Source organism: Vibrio scophthalmi LMG 19158 (genome assembly GCF_000222585.1).
Taxonomy (GTDB): Bacteria; Pseudomonadota; Gammaproteobacteria; order Enterobacterales; family Vibrionaceae; genus Vibrio; species Vibrio scophthalmi.
In genome coordinates this window covers 1-18,699 of sequence record NZ_AFWE01000183.1, presented here as the reverse complement: position 1 = coordinate 18,699, position 18,699 = coordinate 1, and the positions used below count along the sequence as shown (strand labels likewise).

The 18,699-nt window shown below is 42.1% G+C and carries 17 protein-coding genes and 1 riboswitch; of the genes, 5 read left to right on the top strand and 12 right to left on the bottom strand.

The window, feature by feature from the left end; translation table 11 throughout:
- Nucleotides 1-55 precede the first annotated feature (55 nt).
- Nucleotides 56-730, bottom strand: coding sequence for a glutaredoxin 2 (grxB, locus tag RH88_RS15525; RefSeq protein ID WP_241212200.1), 675 nt, complete (start codon nt 728-730; stop codon nt 56-58).
- A 173-nt stretch (nt 731-903) separates the two neighbouring features.
- On the opposite strand from grxB, the gene RH88_RS15520 reads away from it, so the two are divergent.
- Both RH88_RS15520 and RH88_RS15515 read left to right on the top strand, forming a co-directional pair.
- Nucleotides 904-1,803, top strand: a complete 900-nt coding sequence (locus RH88_RS15520; RefSeq protein WP_040757990.1) for a LysR family transcriptional regulator — start codon at nt 904-906, stop codon at nt 1,801-1,803.
- Nucleotides 1,804-2,024: 221 nt separating this feature from the next.
- Nucleotides 2,025-3,320: a ferric reductase-like transmembrane domain-containing protein gene (locus RH88_RS15515; RefSeq protein WP_040757989.1), complete on the top strand. Its 1,296-nt coding sequence runs from the start codon at nt 2,025-2,027 to the stop codon at nt 3,318-3,320.
- 323 nt (nt 3,321-3,643) lie between these two features.
- Here RH88_RS15515 and RH88_RS15510 read toward each other — a convergent pair whose 3' ends face one another.
- The 9 genes from RH88_RS15510 to RH88_RS15470 all read right to left on the bottom strand — a co-directional run bounded on the left by RH88_RS15510 (nt 3,644) and on the right by RH88_RS15470 (nt 12,652).
- Complete coding sequence (locus RH88_RS15510) at nt 3,644-3,904, bottom strand: DUF5062 family protein (protein WP_005597713.1); 261 nt, start codon at nt 3,902-3,904, stop codon at nt 3,644-3,646.
- A 69-nt stretch (nt 3,905-3,973) separates the two neighbouring features.
- On the bottom strand, nt 3,974-4,453 hold the full coding sequence (locus RH88_RS15505) for a GNAT family N-acetyltransferase (protein WP_005597711.1): 480 nt from the start codon (nt 4,451-4,453) through the stop codon (nt 3,974-3,976).
- Nucleotides 4,454-4,923: 470 nt separating this feature from the next.
- On the bottom strand, nt 4,924-6,270 hold the full coding sequence (locus tag RH88_RS15500) for a Na+/H+ antiporter NhaC family protein (RefSeq protein WP_005597709.1): 1,347 nt from the start codon (nt 6,268-6,270) through the stop codon (nt 4,924-4,926).
- A 173-nt stretch (nt 6,271-6,443) separates the two neighbouring features.
- Nucleotides 6,444-7,646, bottom strand: coding sequence for an S-methyl-5-thioribose kinase (gene mtnK / locus RH88_RS15495; RefSeq protein WP_005597708.1), 1,203 nt, complete (start codon nt 7,644-7,646; stop codon nt 6,444-6,446).
- A 6-nt stretch (nt 7,647-7,652) separates the two neighbouring features.
- On the bottom strand, nt 7,653-8,705 hold the full coding sequence (locus RH88_RS15490) for a s-methyl-5-thioribose-1-phosphate isomerase (RefSeq protein WP_005597705.1): 1,053 nt from the start codon (nt 8,703-8,705) through the stop codon (nt 7,653-7,655).
- 9 nt (nt 8,706-8,714) lie between these two features.
- Nucleotides 8,715-10,028: a Na+/H+ antiporter NhaC family protein gene (locus RH88_RS15485; RefSeq protein ID WP_197498438.1), complete on the bottom strand. Its 1,314-nt coding sequence runs from the start codon at nt 10,026-10,028 to the stop codon at nt 8,715-8,717.
- Between the two features lie 7 nt (nt 10,029-10,035).
- On the bottom strand, nt 10,036-10,689 hold the full coding sequence (locus tag RH88_RS15480) for an L-fuculose-phosphate aldolase (protein WP_005597701.1): 654 nt from the start codon (nt 10,687-10,689) through the stop codon (nt 10,036-10,038).
- A gap of 38 nt (nt 10,690-10,727) precedes the next feature.
- Nucleotides 10,728-11,891: an iron-containing alcohol dehydrogenase gene (locus tag RH88_RS15475; RefSeq protein WP_005597699.1), complete on the bottom strand. Its 1,164-nt coding sequence runs from the start codon at nt 11,889-11,891 to the stop codon at nt 10,728-10,730.
- Between the two features lie 8 nt (nt 11,892-11,899).
- Nucleotides 11,900-12,652 (bottom strand): DeoR/GlpR family DNA-binding transcription regulator, encoded by a 753-nt coding sequence (locus RH88_RS15470; RefSeq protein ID WP_005597697.1) that lies wholly within the window; start codon nt 12,650-12,652, stop codon nt 11,900-11,902.
- Nucleotides 12,653-13,384: 732 nt separating this feature from the next.
- Between RH88_RS15470 and RH88_RS15465 the strand changes: the two genes are divergently transcribed.
- Nucleotides 13,385-13,876 carry a hypothetical protein gene (locus tag RH88_RS15465; RefSeq protein ID WP_005597695.1) on the top strand — a complete coding sequence of 164 codons (492 nt, stop codon included), beginning with the start codon at nt 13,385-13,387 and terminating at the stop codon, nt 13,874-13,876.
- Nucleotides 13,877-14,300: 424 nt separating this feature from the next.
- Complete coding sequence (locus tag RH88_RS15460; protein WP_005597693.1) at nt 14,301-15,374, top strand: permease; 1,074 nt, start codon at nt 14,301-14,303, stop codon at nt 15,372-15,374.
- A 65-nt stretch (nt 15,375-15,439) separates the two neighbouring features.
- Here RH88_RS15460 and RH88_RS15455 read toward each other — a convergent pair whose 3' ends face one another.
- Together RH88_RS15455 and thiD are read right to left on the bottom strand one after the other, a co-directional pair.
- Entirely contained in the window at nt 15,440-16,195 is a 756-nt protein-coding gene (locus RH88_RS15455) for a phosphatase PAP2 family protein (RefSeq protein ID WP_005597691.1), read from the bottom strand.
- A 204-nt stretch (nt 16,196-16,399) separates the two neighbouring features.
- The gene (gene thiD / locus RH88_RS15450; protein WP_005597689.1) at nt 16,400-17,254 is read right to left on the bottom strand and encodes a bifunctional hydroxymethylpyrimidine kinase/phosphomethylpyrimidine kinase; all 855 of its coding nucleotides are present in this window, start codon (nt 17,252-17,254) and stop codon (nt 16,400-16,402) included.
- 113 nt (nt 17,255-17,367) lie between these two features.
- Nucleotides 17,368-17,466, bottom strand: a riboswitch (TPP riboswitch).
- A 305-nt stretch (nt 17,467-17,771) separates the two neighbouring features.
- On the opposite strand from thiD, the gene RH88_RS15445 reads away from it, so the two are divergent.
- Nucleotides 17,772-18,668 carry a LysR family transcriptional regulator gene (locus RH88_RS15445; protein ID WP_005597687.1) on the top strand — a complete coding sequence of 299 codons (897 nt, stop codon included), beginning with the start codon at nt 17,772-17,774 and terminating at the stop codon, nt 18,666-18,668.
- Nucleotides 18,669-18,699: the final 31 nt, after the last annotated feature.

The following is an 18,699-nucleotide window of genomic DNA, read 5'->3' as shown; positions in this document are numbered from 1 at the left end:
AGTGAAAAAATAACCAGCAGTTGGTAAAATTTTTTACCTGCCATCTTAAACTCCATTACTGACTTATTGGTGGATATAGTGACGTTCCAGAGCGTGAGGCAATGAAACGAACAAAGCTCATCATGCGCTCACTCATTTCAAGCTCAGCAATCATGGTGTAGTTTCGCAGCTCAGAAAATGCAGCAATGTCATCAATGTTCAAGCTGCGCTCACCAGAGACAAGAGCATCAATATCAAGCAATGATTCCATCTCTTCCAAGAGTCGTTTTAGCTCAGGAAGGTACTCTTCGGTCTTTTGCAACGCCTGCTCAATGGGTTGGTTTAATGCGTCTTTACGTGACTCAACAAACATACTGAGAGCATCTGGCGTAGACAACTCAGGGAGATTGAGTCGTGGCATACGCGGGTACAAAAGCTGCGCAGCTATCGGGTAAAGCCGCTTTAGAAGGTTATTCAATGCTTCTGATACTTCGTAGCTGGTGAACATGGGCTGATCTTGTTGATCTAAGTAACGGATAATGTCGAGGCTCTCGACCATCACCGTGTGCTTGCCATCTCGCGTTTGAAACTCAAGCACAGGAACGCTAAAACGTTCGAGCTTTCCTTCTAGCGATGCTGGTAGTTGCCCCAAGGTCATAGGACTAGTTTCACCATCAATATTCTTAAGCCCCATAACGGTCTTAACGCGGACACAAAAAGGGCAGCTATCGAATGTATGCAGTTTCATCATAAAGCTCCCTCAAAATAGCGGTTATTCCAAGCGTTTTCGCTAAAGTGGTCAGTTTTTTTGGTCTGAGACATTGTTCTTTCCTTTCACCATTGAAGATGAAACAAAAGATAATTAACATTACAAAATGAAACAATACAATCAAAAGTAACTTAACTTAATACTGTGGGTATCAAATGGATAAATATCGGAATATGCAGCTCTTTTGCACCGTTGTCGACAGAGGTAGCTTTTCTAAAGCCGCGAAAGCGTTAGGTATTACCCCAGCTATAGTCGGCAGACACATTGCAGCAATGGAGGAGTCGTTAGGATTTAGACTTTTGAATCGAACAACGCGCAGTATGCACCTTACCCCTGGCGGTAAAGCCTACTATGAAGGTGCGCAAACCGTATTGAACCAGATAGAACAATTAGAAGACTCGCTGACGACAGCACACCTGAATAATCCCGAAGGGCTTATTCGCCTGTCTGCTCCTGATGCTATGGGGCCGTTTCTAATGAAGGCAATCAAAAAGTTTCGAACAGAATATACGGGGATTCGATTTGATCTCGCCTTATCGAACAGTAAGTCAAATCTGATTGAGGAAGAGATTGACCTCAGTATTCGCTTCGCATTCGAGTTACAAGATTCATCTTATATTGCGACTAAACTCGGAGAGTCAGAGTTTGGCTTGTATGCGGCTCCAGCCTACATCGATGCGCATAGTATGCCTTCTGATTACATCGATCTAAAAAATCATGACTGCCTACATATGGGAAGCTCAAGAGATGGTGACTACTGGATGCTAACCGTTGACGGTAAAAGCGTTTCGCATCGACAGCCGTGGGTTGCTGTCATTTCAGATACCAACACTCTGCTTCAAGCGACCCTAGATGGTATGGGCATTGCCATGATACCCAGCATCTTTGTAAATTCACTCGTGAAGAGTGGCGACTTAATCAAAATAGAAAACGTTGCTGAATTTCCAATCGTCAATATCTACGGAATGTACCCGACACGTAAGCATGTGCCTTATCGGTTATCGCTGTTCTTGGAGTACCTAAAAGCGAACCTTATTCGTATTGTTACTCCATAGGCAAATTTAGGTCCTTTTGCCATAACTCAGCTCCTTCGGATGATGAGCGGTTAATTGCGACTCAATCCCTTCTTTAACCAAAACCTTATCAAAGTTTTCATCTTGATTTTACCACCATTCGATACTTTTAGTAATAAGTATTGAGACATTTTGGCTAATTGTTTCTTTTATTTGACCGAATAAAATGCGCCAACATTCTATTTGATTAACACAGGCGAACGATGTTTAGGCTTACGTTATTACTCACTCTCATTTGGGTTCCAAGTTTTATTCTTGATTTTGAAAATCTTTCCGACCTATTTACGCTCAGAAAGCACTTATTTATTTACACAGGCATGCTGTGTTTGAGCTACATCAGTATGGCGACGGTGCTGTCCGCGCGTTGGCGTTGGGTAGAGAAAATCGTTGGTGGCTTAGATAAGGGATACCGACTTCACAAGCAACTTGGTGTTGGTGCTGCGTTAGCGATGCTGATGCACTGGTTACTCATTATTGGTGGCAATGCCATGATAGAGCGTGGTCTGATGTCGCCACCACCGATGATGCCAGGTGAGCCGCCAATGTTCATAACGTTAGCGGTGACATTTGGGGAATTCTCTTTGTATGCAGTGGCGGCCATTGTTCTTATCGCATTGATACAAAGCGTCAGTTACAAGAGATTTCAGTCGATCCACAAGTGGAGCGGAGTGGTCGTCATTATGGGCGTTTTGCATGCGCTGGTTTTTGCATTCTTGAACTTTGGAGATGGAAAGTTGAACATCGTTCTGTTTACCTTGATTGTCGTGATGGTTGTGCTGTCTATTATGGTTGCTTTGATGTCTATTTTCGGCCTGATTGGCCGTGGTAATAAATCGCATGGGGTGGTGACAAACGTTCAACGTTTCCAAAACGCAAAAGGCGCAGATGTCATTCGTTTTTCCATTCAATTAAAGTCGCACATCAACTACAAAGAGGGGCAATTTGCTTATTTGAATTTTAACGATGAAGCACCGCATCCGTTTTCGATTTTAAACTATGACCAAAAGACCAAAGTGATTGAGTTTGGCGTGAAGAGCCTAGGTGACTATACGCACAAGTTGGTGAATACACTCACAGAAAATCAAACTGTCATCGTTGAAGGTGGTTACGGGTATTTTCAGGTATCTGAGACCAAAAGACAGGTATGGGTGGGTGCAGGGATCGGAATTATACCTATGCTATCGCGTTTACACGCACTCAAAGGAAAAAGTACTGATCACACAATCGATCTTTTCTACTGCGTGAGCTCTGAACAAGAAGCGTATTTTGCCTCTGATCTAAAACTGTTGGCTAATGAAACCAATGTAGAACTTCACATATTAGCCGCAGACAAACAGCAGTATTTGACACCAGAAGGGATAGCGCAACTAACTGAAAGTCAGGATTATGAAGTGAGTTTTTGTGGGCCCTACACGTTTGGAGAGTCTCTCAAATCTGGATTGGCTCAAACAGGTTTTAATCCAAAACAATTTAAAACAGAACTATTTAAAATGAGATAGCAACAAATCCGCCTTCAATGAAGGTGGATTTATTTTTTGGGGCTCAGCTCCAAGAGTTAAATTATGGAGTCCGATTTTTATCTTTATACATAACACCTATCAATTTTCAATATTAGTTATATTTATCAGCTTCAATAGTAGTTGAAACTCACTTTGGGGCATAAACGTTTTACATTGTTAGCACGAAAGTATAGGTTCAACGGACCAATAAGGGCGAAGAAATCAGCAGACTGATAAACGGGACATACCAATTCAGTTAGCAACAACCAAAAAACAAAAAGGCGAACCCATTCGATTCGCCTTGCATCAATTAAGCAAAATTTCTACTTCAACGGGTCGTTATCCGGTAAGGCGCTATGAATCCAAAGTGCTAGCCGGTGTTTGATATTCGCACCATCAAGCTTACTTTCAGGGAGTGGCATGATCTGTTTGGCATCAACCAAAAATAGATAAATCGCTTTTACTCTTAGTGGTTGTGGTGATTGCGGAAGTTCAAAACCTTGCATTTTTGCCATCTTCCCGCCAATCTCAAGTGCCTTTTTAACCAGTTTATCTTCGTTATGAAGCTTGGTACTTTTTGACATTAATAGAATCCTCTTCTTCACTTGCACTTAGAATACCTTAACTGCCACAACCCGCGTGTTAGTAAGCTCTCATATTGATAAGTTTGGGCTATATTCCATCACCCAGCGCGTTTGATTAGGTCCAAAGTAATCTGCTTCTTCCGCAATTTTACTAAAGCCAAGTGATTGATATAGACGCAGTGCCGCAGGATTTTCAGGGTCAACCGTTAAGCGCACGCGAGCGTAACTCTGCTGCTCCAGTAATTGAGTCAGTAGCTTGCGCCCAATGCCTTGACCTTGCAGTTCAGGCGACACTGCCACAGATAGAATCCAACCGATATCTTGCGTTTCACTTTGCGCGAGGATCACAAACGCCTGCATTTTTTGATCTTGAAACGCAGCAAAGCATCCTTTTGGCCAGCAATCGTAAGACTGACGAAAAAAGAAATCCGGCAGAGCATGAGCGCCAAAGCATTGCTGTTCTAGCTGCGCCATCATGGCAAATTCATCTTGTTCTATTGCGCGATAAGTAACTGTCATATTGTCGTTAATCAGTATATTAGGGGTCATTCCATGCGTATTCGGTATGTTAACATCACATACGCTAAAACGAGAGGCGTATCGCAGGTAGTGGGGTCAGATCCTGTCATTTGCTTACAATGAGTTCAAACCATGTAATTTATTGAACGAAGATCAGCACTAACAAACTTTGAGGCATAAATGAGTTTCAGGTGGGCCTAGTGAGGCTCGGGAAGTGGTGTAGAATTATCACCTTTAACCACTACAACTACGTTCTCTCCTGATAGTGATAAAATCGTTGAGATTGTTCTAAGAACTTCTGACTGAAAGGCGGTTAGAGAAAGCGACTTAACATCAACTGTAACCAAATGATTTGATGTAAATTATTTTGTAAAAATAATGTATTTTGATGCTTGCATTTATAAAATCACTAAAGAAAATTCCTAAAACCTATATTCAGCATAACAAAGCCCCAACGGGAGCTTTGTTCAATTTCCATTTCACTGTTCAAACTGTTTTTCTCACCGGCTTATTGGGTGCTTAATAAACACAGCAACGACTGCCGTAATTATCAGCGCAAAACAGTAATAAGAGTTAGCTATAACATCTAGTGGAGAAAGGTTAAATACCGAGCCCAAAAGTAGAACTTGTGCGCCATACGGCAAGATTCCTTGAATAACACATGCGAAAATATCGAGTAAACTTGCAGCTCTACGTGGCGATATATTGTTCTCTACGGCTAGTTGGCGAGCCACGCTACCTGATACAATGATCGCGACGGTATTGTTCGCGGTGCAGACATTCACCATAGAAACTAGAATGGCAATGCCTAGTTCACTCGCGCGTCCATTTGCTTGTTTCGAGTGACTAGAGTCAAAGCGGCGAATGATGCCCCCTACTAGATTTGTCAGAAATGCTAGACCTCCTTGACGGCGCATTAATTCACTCAAACCACCAATTAGCAGGGATAGTAGAAAGATCTCTTGCATATTGCCAAAGCCAGAATAAAGATCTTGAGCAAAAGTTGTAAAACCATAATTATCGATTGATGACAAGCTCACACTACCAGCCAAAACAATACCGATAGATAGGACGACAAAAACGTTTACACCAGAGATGGCAAGAACAAGAATTGTTACGTATGGTACAACTTTTAGCCATTCAATAGGACCAGACTCAGGAACTTGAGTCGCCGTGCTATTGAAGGTAAAGATCACCAGTGCGATGAATGCTGCTGGTAGTGCGATGCGAATATTTTCTTTGAATTTATCCTTCATCTCACACCCTTGTGAACGAGTTGCGGCAATAGTGGTGTCAGAAATAATTGAAAGATTGTCGCCAAGCATGGCACCGCTAAGTACCACACCCGCAGTCAATGGAAGGCCCATACCTGCCGATTGAGCGATCCCCAGAGCAACGGGGGCAATAGCTGCAATGGTTCCCATTGAGGTACCCATAGCCGTTGCGATAAATGCAGAAATTAGGAAAATGCCCGGCAAAATCATGCTGGTGGGAATAACAGAGAGCCCAAGGTTTACGGTAGCATCCACCCCCCCAGATGCTTTGGCAACAGCGGCAAACGCTCCAGCTAGCAGATAAATCAAACACATCGCAATGATGTCAGGATGACCGACGCCATGCATAAAGTGTTCTATAGAGCGATTCAGCTTATCTTTACTCAGTGCAAGCGCAAGAACCACCGCAGGTAACACGGCGATAGGGGCTGGTAGCTGATAGAAAGCTAAATCCACACCCTGTAAAGATAAGTATGTGCCTACACCAATAAACAGTGTAAGAAATACAACCAAAGGTAAAAGTGCGACCGCTGATGGTGCGATGGCTGTGTTAGAATTTTTTGAACCAGACATATGAACCACAACATTATCAACAAATAGGGCGAGTAGACTAACCGGACACAATGCTCAACACGTACTGACATAGAAGTGATTTTGCATCCATCCCGATCAATTGGACTTTTACGCTGCGATAAAAAGAACCGCAAAAGCGGTTCTTTTTTTAGATAGATACGTCTTAATGGTTGTTAACCATTTAGTGCACTTAGCAGCGAGTGCAGATCCTGGCCATTCACGTCTCGGTTAATGATTAAGCTTGATGCCAATTCAATGAGCTTACGTTCAACAGCAATGCGCTGCTGGCTATCTTGAATAGTTTCAAGTTCCTTCACTTTAGTATCACCAATTACGCGACGAATAATTTCAAGGCCTGCATAGCCTTTTGCATCCGCTACGATTTGGCGCGTGTACCATTCAACAAACATTTCATTCTTAGCGACATCTTCTTGTACTGTTGCTAGGTAAGCTTTTTTAAACTCACGTTCAAAACCGTACAAAATAGCAGGCACTGTCGATGCGACCCAGTTAATGAAATTGTCTTTAGTTTCTGACTCTTCGTCTGTTACTTGGCACACCATTGCTGGCATCACTAAGTGTGCAATCACGTTACCGATGTCGTAGCCGATAGGGCCGTAAAATGCGAACTCAGGATCAAGCACTTTAATGCCATTGTGGTTGATAAAAATTGAACCTGAGTGCAGATCACCATGGATCAAGGCTTGTGCGTTGTTCATGAAGTTATAGCGTAGCTTCATCGCCTCAGATACTAATTGGTTGTTCGAATAGATATGCTCATTAACATACTCTTCGTTACCTTGAGTGATAATGTTACGACCTTTGTAGTTATTGAAAGGTTCAGTAAATACCAAGTCTTCAGAAATATCACACAGTTCCACGTTAGTGAATTTTGCAACGTTGGCTTTCTTCTCAGCACGATTGAGGATCAGATCGGTTGTACCAAGGGCCGTTTTAGAGAAATAACTGATAATTTGTTTATGGAATGATGGGAAGACCTGACGATCCATCATTTCGTAACGGAAGTTTTTGAATTCCGATACATCTTCCATAAAGGTTACCGACATCACTTGATCATAGAAGTACACCTCTGGGATCATTTCAGGTGCCAACTTATGTTGAATTTGCAGCATCGTTGCTTCAATTTCACTGCGTTTTACGTCTAGCGGACGGCCGCTAGAGCGCAGTACCACATCAGCTTGCTTAAGAATCAATGAACGATTGCTTTCTTGGTCAATGATTTTATAAACATAGTTAATGTTTCCGTCACTAAGCTCTTTAATTTCCAAACCTTCTGTTTTACCAAAGAAATGGAGTTTCTCTTCAACATAGTGCGGGATATCTTCGAAATTTAATTTAAAGTGTGTAGAGTACATGGCTATTTAGCTCCAGAATTTATTATTATTTTCAGCGTAAGATTTCAGATCAAATGGGCTGTAGATACCGATATCAGTCACCACACCATTCACCAGTTTCGGACCAGTAATATCGAATGATGGATAAATGGATTCCACACCTTCTTCTGTGATGCGTTGGCCCATTAATGTCATTGTTTCTAGAGGATCGCGCTGTTCAATGACAACTTGATCAATAGTGGCTAAGTCCACATCTGGAATACCTGTTACGTAATACGGAATGCCAAAATGTTGAGCTAAAATTGCGATTTGCTGAGTACCCACCTTGTTAACCACATGGCCATCGAGTGTGATGCTGTCAGCCGCTGAGGTGAACAGGTTAATGCCCAGATGTTGCATCGCGTAGGCAATCATATTGTCGGCTAATACCGTGACTTTGATGCCCTGGTTTTGCGCTACGGTTGCAGTGAAACGCGCACCTTGGAAGAATGGACGAGTCTCTGCACAGAAAAACTCGATGTTCTTACCTTGACGCTTCGCTTCACGGATCATGGTGCCGATGATGGTTTCCCCAAAGCACTGAGTCAGGATTTTACCGTTGTCAGGGATTAGCTTAACCAAATGTTTTGCCACTTCACCAATGGCGCTATAGCGTTTGTTTAGTGAGTGAATGGCATGCTCAAAAATCGCTTGTGATAACACATCACCAGATTGCATTGCATTACGAGCCACTTCCAAGCAACCATTCACCACGATAGTCATGCGATTTACGGTTGTTGGGCGAGCATGAGACAGGGCATATGCCGCTTTCTCTAGAAATGCCATTTGCTCTTCAGCAGACAACGTTTTGCATTGGTCAGCCGCTAGCGCCATACCCATTGCTGCAGCCGTGTAAGGGCCTGCACTTTGCGTCACCATATCCGTGATGGCTTGCGCGACTTCTTGGTAGTGAGTGCAACGAACGAATTCTTTTTTGTATGGGTAGACGCGACGGTCCAAAATGCGCACTACACCCTCTTCATACCATGCAACATTTTCATATTGCATCATAAACGCGAGTTCGTAATCTTGACGTTCCATGAATGTTTCCTATGCCGCTTTAGTTGCTGCGATTGGTGCAGCCTTCTTAGAGAAGTAAACCATTGAGATTAGAGCCATCACAAGCATTAGCATTGGGTAGAATGCGTAAGGCATAACTGATACTGGTGAAATTTGAGCTAGACCTGCAACCATGAGGAACTGACCTGCATATGGCATTAAACCATTCATTGCACAACCACAGATATCGAGTAGAGAAGCCGTTTGTACTTTGTTGATACCGTATTTCTCAGAGATATCTTTGGCGATAGTACCTGCGGTTAGAATACCGATAGTGTTGTTAGTCGTTGCTAACGTGATCAAGCTTACTAGGCTTGCGATACCTACTTGGCCGCCAAATGCACCGTTAGAGCGCGCTGTGATTTTCTCTAGTAGGAAATCGATACCACCGTAGTGCTTCATTAGACCAACCAGACCAGATACCACGATGGCGATCATGCCTAGGTTTTGCATCCAACCCATACCACGTTGTACTGACTCAAGCGCTGATAGGTAGTCTAAGCTTCCGTTCATGAAGCCAATCACGATACCCGCAACCACACCGAGTGCTAGTACGCCCATAACATGTAGGCCAGCAAGAGCAGCAACGATGATCAGTACATAAGGAGTGATGTTGATTAGTGAGTATTCACCAACTGCTGTTTCAGCACCGTTACCAAAAGGAATGATTGCAAGCAGAATAACTGTGCCGATAATCGCAGGTAGAACAGTGATGAAGTTATACTTGAATTTTTCTTTTAGAGTTACGCCTTGAGTACGACAAGCGGCGATCGTTGTATCTGATACGAATGAACAGTTATCACCGAACATTGCACCACCAACCACTGTTGCCATGATTAGCGCAGGGTTACCACCAACTTGTTCAGCAACACCAACACCGATAGGTGCTAAAGCAGTGATTGCGCCCATAGATGTGCCCATTGCAAAAGATAGAATACAACCAATGATGAAAATACCGACTAGAACCATGTTTGAAGGAATGATCGATAGGCCGAAGTTAACAATCGAGTTCACCGCACCCATTTGGTCCGTTACTGAGTAGAATGCACCAGCAAGTAGGAAGATAAGCACCATCATAATGATGTCGCTATCACCAGCGGCTTTAGTGAAAATATTCATCTTCTCTTCAAAAGTATCTTTCTTTCCTTTGGGTTGAATCATCAAAGCCACAACCACAGAAAGAGTGAACGCCACTAGCAAAGGCATACTTGAAAAGTTGTCAGCGTAAACGCCAGTTAATACGTAGATAACAATAAAGAAAATGAGGGGTAGTAAACCAACAAAATTACTTTGCTTAGTCATCATTAAAGTCCTATTTAGTAGTCACTTGACTATATTTTTTGAACGCAACTAACATCTCTTGAACGCCTTCATCACTGATGATGTTTGGAGTGCCGAGTAGTTTAGCTTTGTAGTAAATTTCAGCAGACAACTCTATTTCTTCCGCCTTATTAAACGCGTTTGCAATATCTTTAGCACCAGCGACTAATCCATGGTTTGCCATCAATACAACATAGCGATCTTTCATTGCGTCAAATACGTTATTTGCCAGTTCTTCCGTTCCATTTAAAGCATATTTAGCGCAGCGTACGTTTGGCCCGCCACAAACTGCATTCAAATAATATGCTGATGGAATTTCCATCCCTAGAGTTGCTAACGTCGAAGAATAAATAGGGTGAGCATGTACAACGGAATTAATATCTTCACGATTTCTATAAAAAACCGTGTGTAAACCATATTCCGAAGACGGTCGGTTACTACCTTCTACAACATTACCATCCAAATCGATAACAACAACATCTTCTGTTGTCATAGTTTCATAATCTATTCCACTTGGAGATATAATAACTAGCTCATCTTCGCGTGAATAAATACTAACATTACCTCCAGTACCACGTGTTAAACCGGTACTGATCATTTTATTGCAATATTTAACGATCAGATCTCTCTGCTTTTCAAACATCATAGTGAAAGCCTATATATAATTTAATTTTTTAGTCAGTATTAAGAAGCTATTTCGAGAACGCGAATAATATCTTTATGTGCCAATTGAATATAACGACCAAGTGTTTCATTTCCGCTTAGTGCTTGAAGAGCCACTTTGTCGAATTCATTAGTTGGAATATTAGACTCAGTCAGTGAAGTTGAAAGATTCATTGCCTTGAATGCTTCCACAAATCCATTAATGGCGGCTTCGGCTTTCTCTTGTGGATTGCCTTCTTGAACACCAAAGACGTTTTCAGCTAAACGAATCAAACGATCAAGCTTGTTATTCTCAATTAAGTACTGCATCCAGGCAGGAAAAATAATCGCCATACCAGCGCCGTGCGTGATGTTGTACAAACCACTTATCTCATGCTCAATACGATGTGAAGCCCAGTCAGAGCTTCGACCTGTATCAAACAAACCATTGTGACAAATGGTTGCAGCCCACATGTATTCCGCCATTAAATTGTAGTTCGTGTGGTCCTCCATTAACGCAGGAGAAATGTCGAGCAACATCTTAAGCAAACCTTCCATCATGTAATCATTCAATAATGAACATTCCGTGGTGGTAAAGTAACGCTCTAATGTATGTGACATCGCATCTGCAATACCTGAAGCAAGCAATGCTTTTGGTAGGCTGAATGTCAATTCAGGGTTCAAAATCGCAAAGCGAGGGAAAAGCTGAGAGTTATCTACGCCCTTCTTAAGCTTAAGCTCATCATGAGTAATGATGGCACTTTCAGACATTTCAGAGCCAGAACCACAGATAGTGAGAATCACGCCTACTGGCAGTACTTGGCCTGGTATTTCGCAACCAGTGAAGAAGTCCCACACATCGCCTTGATGCGGAACACCCATAGCGATAGTTTTTGCTGAGTCGATAACGCTTCCGCCACCAATTGCGAGAATGAAATCAACCCCGATTTCACGACACAATTGCACACCTTCTTTAACCCCAGATAGAAGCGGGTTAGGCACCACATTATTTAGCGTTACGTAATCAATACCATTTGATTTCAACGATTGAGTAACAGCATCAAGTAAACCATTGCTTTCAATGCGATTACCATCATAATGAATCAACACTTTCTTACCGAAAGGTTTGATGTAATCGCCAACTTTGAGGTGTTCATCTTTACCGAAGTGGACTTCAGTTTTGCATGTGAACTTAAAATTATCCATATTACGACCTAAAGGATATTAATATTAGAAGTAGAACAGATGCGTTGTTCTTCATCTGTCAGTTTTTTATCGGTTATCAGTACATCAACACAATCAACATCAGATATTTTCATTAAGCTGAATGAGTCAAATTTTGTGTGGTCTACGACCAAAATTACTTGTTTACTGTTTTTCATCATTAAATGACGAATCATTGCTTCGTCTTCACTATTATCGTAAAGACCTTTTTCTAAATTAAAACTTGGACAGCTAATAAATGCTTTATTTGCAGAGAATTTATTTAAAAGATCAACAGCAATGGAACCTGTGTATGAATCGTTATCATCACAATAAATACCACCAATCATAATTAGCTTAATGTTACTACCTTTTACATAGTCATTTACAATTGATGAATTAGAAATAATAGTTACTTTTCTTTCTGTTCTTACTAATTCTTGAACGATATAAAGTGATGTAGTACTACAGTCAAAAAATACAATGTCACCATTTTTAATCAAAGAAACGGATTTTTTTGCCAGCTCAAACTTTTCTTCAACTAATAAATTTTTACGTACTGTACTTGGTACGCCGTTGTCACTTACATAACAAACCCCACCGTGAATTTTAACGATGTTTGTACATTCTTCTTGTAGTTTATCAATATCACGGCGAATGGTTTCTTGCGATACATTAAATTCATCGCTTAAGTCACTGACTTTGAGAGAACCTTTTTCTTTAACCATGATTTCAATAATCGATTTTCTTTGTTGTGCTAGCATTTTTTTCTTTTTCCTTATTTTCTGTTGAGTATTAGACAATAATTTCAAAAAAATAACTAAGATAGAAATCACGTAAAACCACAAAAACACAGGCAAAAACCACAACCAAAGTCACACAAAACAACAAAAACCAATACTTAAAATGTGGTTTTTAGTGGAAAGTGGAGTTAAATGGATCAACTTCACGCTCGCACAATGGAAAATGATCGTCAGAGAATTTAGATACAGGAAAAGTGCTTTATCTATTTTTACTATACTTATCAATGACTAATAGTCACTTAATGAAGTAACTATTTAAAACATAAGGTGTTTTGTAGTCGAGTTATGTGGGAAGTGTATGGTTAGAGTTGTGAAAATCCACATATACCACACAATTCCACACATCTGTTGTGAGGAGAAGCTTTAAGCTGTGGTTAAGAGGCTCGAGTTAACGAGCAGTCGCTAAGTTCAATCGGGAAAAATTTTATGTAGTCGCTCGACAAGTTAAATCAAATCGATTTACCTAACAATTTACTTACGTATCAAACCTGAAATGTCGGATTGTTTATGAGAGGATTGAAAAAGTGACAGCAATGGATTTGCTAGTCACGGCTAATTGCTTTCTCACATAAAAATCTCTACTGGAGTAGAGCATTACTTATCTAAGTTTATGTGGTTATTAGTGATGTAAGTGGTTTTGCTGTGGAATTGAACCAGTGCCAATATCAACATTGTACGAAAGGGAGTTACGTGATGTTTGAGTATAAACAAGTCAGTGTAGTTTTTAAGCAGGGAACGACTGAGAGTTACCAAGGAATTGAATTATTAAGTTTTAACTTAGATTCAACTGAGCATCAAGTGCATGCACAATTTAGTTTTATTGATGACTACTCGGAGGAAAGCGCTGATACCCAATGGGTAACTGAGCTCACTTTACCTGATATCATCAAAGTATCATTGCTACTTCAACATCAAACCCCAAAATTTGCGATAGAAATACTGGGCAGTGGGGAAGAAGCGGTAATGACTGACGCATTCTATTGGTTGGGTGACAGTTTGATTTTTCACAATGGCCACAATGTCGATCTGACACCAAAATGGACGAACCTGGTTTGCCAAGACGGCTCGTTTGATGAATTTGGTCATGCAATGGCGCGAGCAATTAACACCATTAACACTCAAATAGAGCAACAGGTCAAATTGATGGCAACCGAGCAATGTATACCAAGTCGAACGGTGCATTAAAAATACAGTTAGAGCAAAATAGCAGCAGTTACGAATTCCCCTTTCCTCCACACCGAGCCAATTCATCATAAGGAATTGGCTCTTCGAGGAACCAAAAGGCGGTACATTCTTATCATAACGAATAGCAGATAGCCCTCAACGACTACAAACGAACTGCCGTCTTTAGTCCAAATTGCACCGAACAACATTTGTTGTACTATTTTTCTCGGTAATAGAACAGAATATAACCAACTGATTTGTTTAACCAATAATTTCCATAATGAGAACACTCCTTACTACGACTAAACCTTAAAATACCCGTGCTCACCTTTGCTTAGAAACTCATGCCAAACATCATTTCGACATTTATCGAAATAACTCTTGATCATTCGAAAAATATTTCTATAATTCGAGAATATTCGAAATTAAAGGTAACGAGGCTCACATGAGTAATGAATTGATGACAATGGTACGCGACGCCCTAGATATGTTTGCGTTTTTAGCAGTGGAATTGATTATTCTATTTCTTGCAATCAGCTACATCGTTGGTGTGTTGCAAGAGTTTTTAACCCCAGAAAAGATCCAATCGATCTTAAGCTCGCGCAACGGTAAAGGGTATTTTATTGCTGCCTTACTTGGCTCTATCACGCCATTTTGCTCGTGCTCAACTATCCCTTTCTTAAAAGGGTTACTTCGTGCCCGAGCAGGTTTTGGCCCGATGATGGTGTTCTTGTTTGCAAGCCCACTGCTTAACCCTGTGATTATTGGTCTATTTGTGGTGACCTTTGGTTGGCAAGTTGCTCTGTTCTACTTCGCTATCGCGATGACAGTATCGGTAGTTTCTGGCTTTGTACTTGAAAAGTTAGGCTTTGAGCGATATGTAAAACCGGAAGCGTATGAATCAGCTAATACCTCTAGCTGTTCGAGCCAGTCAAGCTGTGGTGATACTGCAAAAGTAACAGAAGCAACGTCATGCTGTACAAAATCAGAGCCTGTTGCTGCGCCAACAAGCTGCTGTACCAGTACTAAAAAAGAACCAGAAGTCGCGGTTTCTTGCTGCGCTTCAGATGGCACGGCCACAGTAACAATGACTGAAACAAAACAACCAAGCCGTTGGATGCGTATTTGGCTGTCAACTTGGAAAGATTTTAAACAGGTACTGCCATACCTAATGCTGGGTATTGCAATTGGCTCATTCATTTACGGTTTTATCCCAACTGAATTGATTGCTGAATACGCCGGAGCTGGCAAGTGGTATGCAATCCCTGTTGCCGCTGTGATTGGTATTCCATTGTATATTCGCGCAGAAGCCGTTATCCCACTAAGCGCAGCCCTAGTGCAAAAAGGGATGGCATTGGGTTCGGTAATGGCGTTGATCATTGGTAGCGCAGGCGCAAGTTTGACAGAAGTGATCTTGCTTAAATCTATCTTCAAAAATCAGATGATTGCAGCATTCTTGGTTGTAATTTTAGGTATGGCCATCAGCGCGGGTTACCTATACACCGTGATTTTTGGCTAACAACAAACGCGTTACACAATAAAAAAGCGAACCAAGTAGGTTCGCTTTTTCGTTTGAGGATACAATTACTGCGGCGATAATCGCATGTGCAACTTTAGCCATTCAAATAACTTTCCAGACCAAAGCGATATATTGGGCATGGCAGCGTAAACCAAAGCAATAAACAGCACCGAACCCACTAAATCAATCGGTCTATGCATGCCAAGCCACAAACGACTATAAGCCACGCAAACGCCCCACAGCAACAGAATACCCGCTAATCCATAACGCTTGTGTTCAACCAACAATCCACCGAAACACACTAAACAAATCGCGACAAACATTGTGTGGCCTGATGGAAAGGAATAGTCGGTTTCACCCAGCCAATGTTGAGTTCGCCAAGGGCTAACTTGAGTTGAAACCTGCTCGATCAGTTGATCTTGTTTACTGGCCGTCAATTGGTAGAAATGTGATGGTTTCGGGATCAGCAGTTGATGGGTGAGAACTTCAGTATAAGGTCGCGGGCTTTCCGTAAAATGTTTAAGGCCCGTTTTGGCAGCAAAGCCAATCACCAGAATGATGCCGAGTTGTAATAACTTTTCCCAACGTTGTTTCGGCGTCAAAGTAAGCGTCAAACTACAGAGCAGTAGTACCGCAAGAGTAATTAAGAAACCTTGGCTACCAGCAGAATTGGTCAGCACACTGTAAAACAGCCCCTCACTGTCACTCACTGAATCTAATAACTCAATGTGGCTGACTAATAGAGTCATCGGCGCTATTAGTAAAAGGAATACTGCCAATACAGCAAGGCCATAACGCTTGGCATGAAGATACTCTTTCATAAAATTCTGCTCAACGATTACCAACAACCACTCACGAGAACATAGACATTACGTCGGAGTCACGTTTCGACTGGCGAGGATATGGGAAAAATCGGCAAAGAGAAGGAACCTCTCCTTGTCACCGTTGCCGATATACTAGCCGAAGCCATGTGGAAAAATTATCAAATTGCTGTCAATTTGGCGAAAATTCCTGCCTTTATGTGTTTATCGTTCGCGATTGTACGCAAAAAAATGATGCACAGGGCCATGCCCATAGCCAATGCTCAGCTCATCAGCATGTGCAATTGCTTGTGAAATATAGTGTTTCGCCTTTGCTACCGCGCTTTCTAACGATTCGCCTTGCGCTAAATATGAAGCAATAGCCGCAGAGAGCGTACATCCCGTACCGTGAGTATTGTGGGTGGCTATACGTTTCGCATACAACACCGAAACGCTATCGGGCTGAATAAACAGATCATTACTATTTTCATCCCCCTCTAAATGCCCTCCTTTGAGCAATATGGCTTTAGCCCCTAATTGGCGTAGGGAGTGAATCATGCTGCCCATTTGTTCTTCATCACGAGGTATTGGTGACCCAGTCAGTGCTGCACCTTCTGGTAGATTGGGGGTAATCAGATCTGCTAACGGGATCAAACGTTGCTTAAGAGTCGCAATTGCCTCACGAGCCAATAGCAAATCACCGCTAGTCGCCACCATCACTGGGTCAAGAACGGTGAATTGGGGTTGGTATTGTTCTAATTTATCTGCCACGACATCAATGATGGCGCTATCCGCTAACATACCAATTTTTACTGCCACAACATTAAGATCACTAAATACTGCATCCAATTGATGAGCGACATGTTCTAACGGGATTGGGAATATCGCTGAAACACCTTGCGTGTTCTGAGCCGTAATGGCGGTAATGGCCGAACATGCATAGCTGCCCGTCGCGAAAATGGCTTTAATATCGGCTTGAATACCCGCACCACCACCGCTGTCAGAGCCAGCGATTGTCAACACTATGGGGGTGCAAGTATCAACATTGGCGGTAATGGATGTTGCGTGTGTTTGAGGCATGAGTCTACTCCTACGCGCAACGTATGGAACCGACTCACTGGATGACTAGCGGGAAAAACTAGTAAGAAATCAGTGAGGGTACTTTAGCCGTTAAGGCATATTCATAGAGAAAGGCTAAAGGACGCATAGTTCCCTACGTCAGTGCTAACTGAATCAGGTTCAACGGGTCTCGCGATGCGATCTCAGCCCCAAGGGCTCCCCGACTATTAGCGTCCATAATAACAGCAATCGCTCTTATAAGGTAAGTGAGAAAGGCCAAGTGTGCGCGGCAGCGCACTCTGCCACTCACGGTCGAACTTTATTAAATCTATGACGTGAATACTAATATGGGCAGAATGTATGGGCAGAATGACCCAGCTTAGCGTCCAACCAAGATTCCACGTCGTTCGCTGTCGTGACTTATTTGCCAATGAAACAAATCGCGATTAGAGTGGAATATGATAAATTATGATTAGCTATTTATTAATAATTTCTTGTTATCACGAACTCGTTCTATCAATAACCCTGTGAGATACCCATGCTAAACCCTCTCTGGCTGAAAACATTTATCACCCTGATTGAAACAGGCCACTTTACTCGGACAGCAGAGCGCCTGTTTATGACCCAGCCAGGCGTCAGTCAGCATATAAAGAAATTGGAGCAAGCATGTGGACACCCACTGATTGAGCGTAATAACAAAAGCTTTGAGATTACTCAGCAAGGCAAAATGCTATTTGACTATGCCAAGGAGTCTCAAAACCGTGAGACACAGCTATTGGCAAGTCTAGAGCCAGACTCAGCCTACCGCGGCAACACTAAATTGGCGTGCTCGGGCTCGCTTGCGTTACTGCTCTACCCTCGCCTGTTAGATTTACAATGTAAATGTCCAAAGCTCATTACCCACGTAGAAGCGGCGCCAAACAGAAAGATTAAAGCGGATATTTTAAGTGGGATGGCGGATCTGGGTATCGTTACGAGCCAAACTAACGATAAACGCATTTTTAGCCAAACGTTGAGTGAAGAACCCTTATGCTTGATGTATCCAGCTCAACATTCATACCAAGGTGATTTGACCAAATCGGATTTACAACAACTCGGCTTGATTAATCACCCTGATGCCGAACATTATTTGGCTCGGTTTTTCGCTCACAGTGATGATCCGGATTTTGTTGACTTACGTTTTGATCAGATCCCCATCACGGGGTACGTCAATCAACTCAGCCAGATTTTATTGCCCGTAGCGAAGGGGCTAGGTTTTACGATTTTGCCACTCAGTGCTTTAGATAACTTTGCTCTTAAAGAACAAATCGCAATCTATCAACCTAAGCAACCCATTACCGAGACACTATATTTAATCGCTAAGCAGCGCCCACACATGCCAAAACGCTTCGTCACAGTGATTGACGAGATCGAACAGGCACTCAAACGCTCATGACCGATCTAGAGCCAATATTGAGATAACAAAA

Coding starts and splice junctions, on each gene's coding strand:
- RH88_RS15520 (WP_040757990.1), top strand. CDS start 904: ATGGATAAATATCGGAATATGCAGCTCTTTTGCACCGTTGTCGACAGA.
- RH88_RS15460 (WP_005597693.1), top strand. CDS start 14,301: ATGAGTAATGAATTGATGACAATGGTACGCGACGCCCTAGATATGTTT.
- RH88_RS15490 (WP_005597705.1), bottom strand. CDS start 8,705: ATGGAACGTCAAGATTACGAACTCGCGTTTATGATGCAATATGAAAAT.
- RH88_RS15455 (WP_005597691.1), bottom strand. CDS start 16,195: ATGAAAGAGTATCTTCATGCCAAGCGTTATGGCCTTGCTGTATTGGCA.
- grxB (WP_241212200.1), bottom strand. CDS start 730: ATGATGAAACTGCATACATTCGATAGCTGCCCTTTTTGTGTCCGCGTT.
- RH88_RS15480 (WP_005597701.1), bottom strand. CDS start 10,689: ATGATGTTTGAAAAGCAGAGAGATCTGATCGTTAAATATTGCAATAAA.
- RH88_RS15445 (WP_005597687.1), top strand. CDS start 17,772: ATGCTAAACCCTCTCTGGCTGAAAACATTTATCACCCTGATTGAAACA.
- RH88_RS15470 (WP_005597697.1), bottom strand. CDS start 12,652: ATGCTAGCACAACAAAGAAAATCGATTATTGAAATCATGGTTAAAGAA.
- thiD (WP_005597689.1), bottom strand. CDS start 17,254: ATGCCTCAAACACACGCAACATCCATTACCGCCAATGTTGATACTTGC.
- RH88_RS15515 (WP_040757989.1), top strand. CDS start 2,025: ATGTTTAGGCTTACGTTATTACTCACTCTCATTTGGGTTCCAAGTTTT.
- RH88_RS15510 (WP_005597713.1), bottom strand. CDS start 3,904: ATGTCAAAAAGTACCAAGCTTCATAACGAAGATAAACTGGTTAAAAAG.
- RH88_RS15475 (WP_005597699.1), bottom strand. CDS start 11,891: ATGGATAATTTTAAGTTCACATGCAAAACTGAAGTCCACTTCGGTAAA.
- RH88_RS15505 (WP_005597711.1), bottom strand. CDS start 4,453: ATGACCCCTAATATACTGATTAACGACAATATGACAGTTACTTATCGC.
- mtnK (WP_005597708.1), bottom strand. CDS start 7,646: ATGTACTCTACACACTTTAAATTAAATTTCGAAGATATCCCGCACTAT.
- RH88_RS15465 (WP_005597695.1), top strand. CDS start 13,385: ATGTTTGAGTATAAACAAGTCAGTGTAGTTTTTAAGCAGGGAACGACT.
- RH88_RS15485 (WP_197498438.1), bottom strand. CDS start 10,028: ATGATGACTAAGCAAAGTAATTTTGTTGGTTTACTACCCCTCATTTTC.
- RH88_RS15500 (WP_005597709.1), bottom strand. CDS start 6,270: ATGTCTGGTTCAAAAAATTCTAACACAGCCATCGCACCATCAGCGGTC.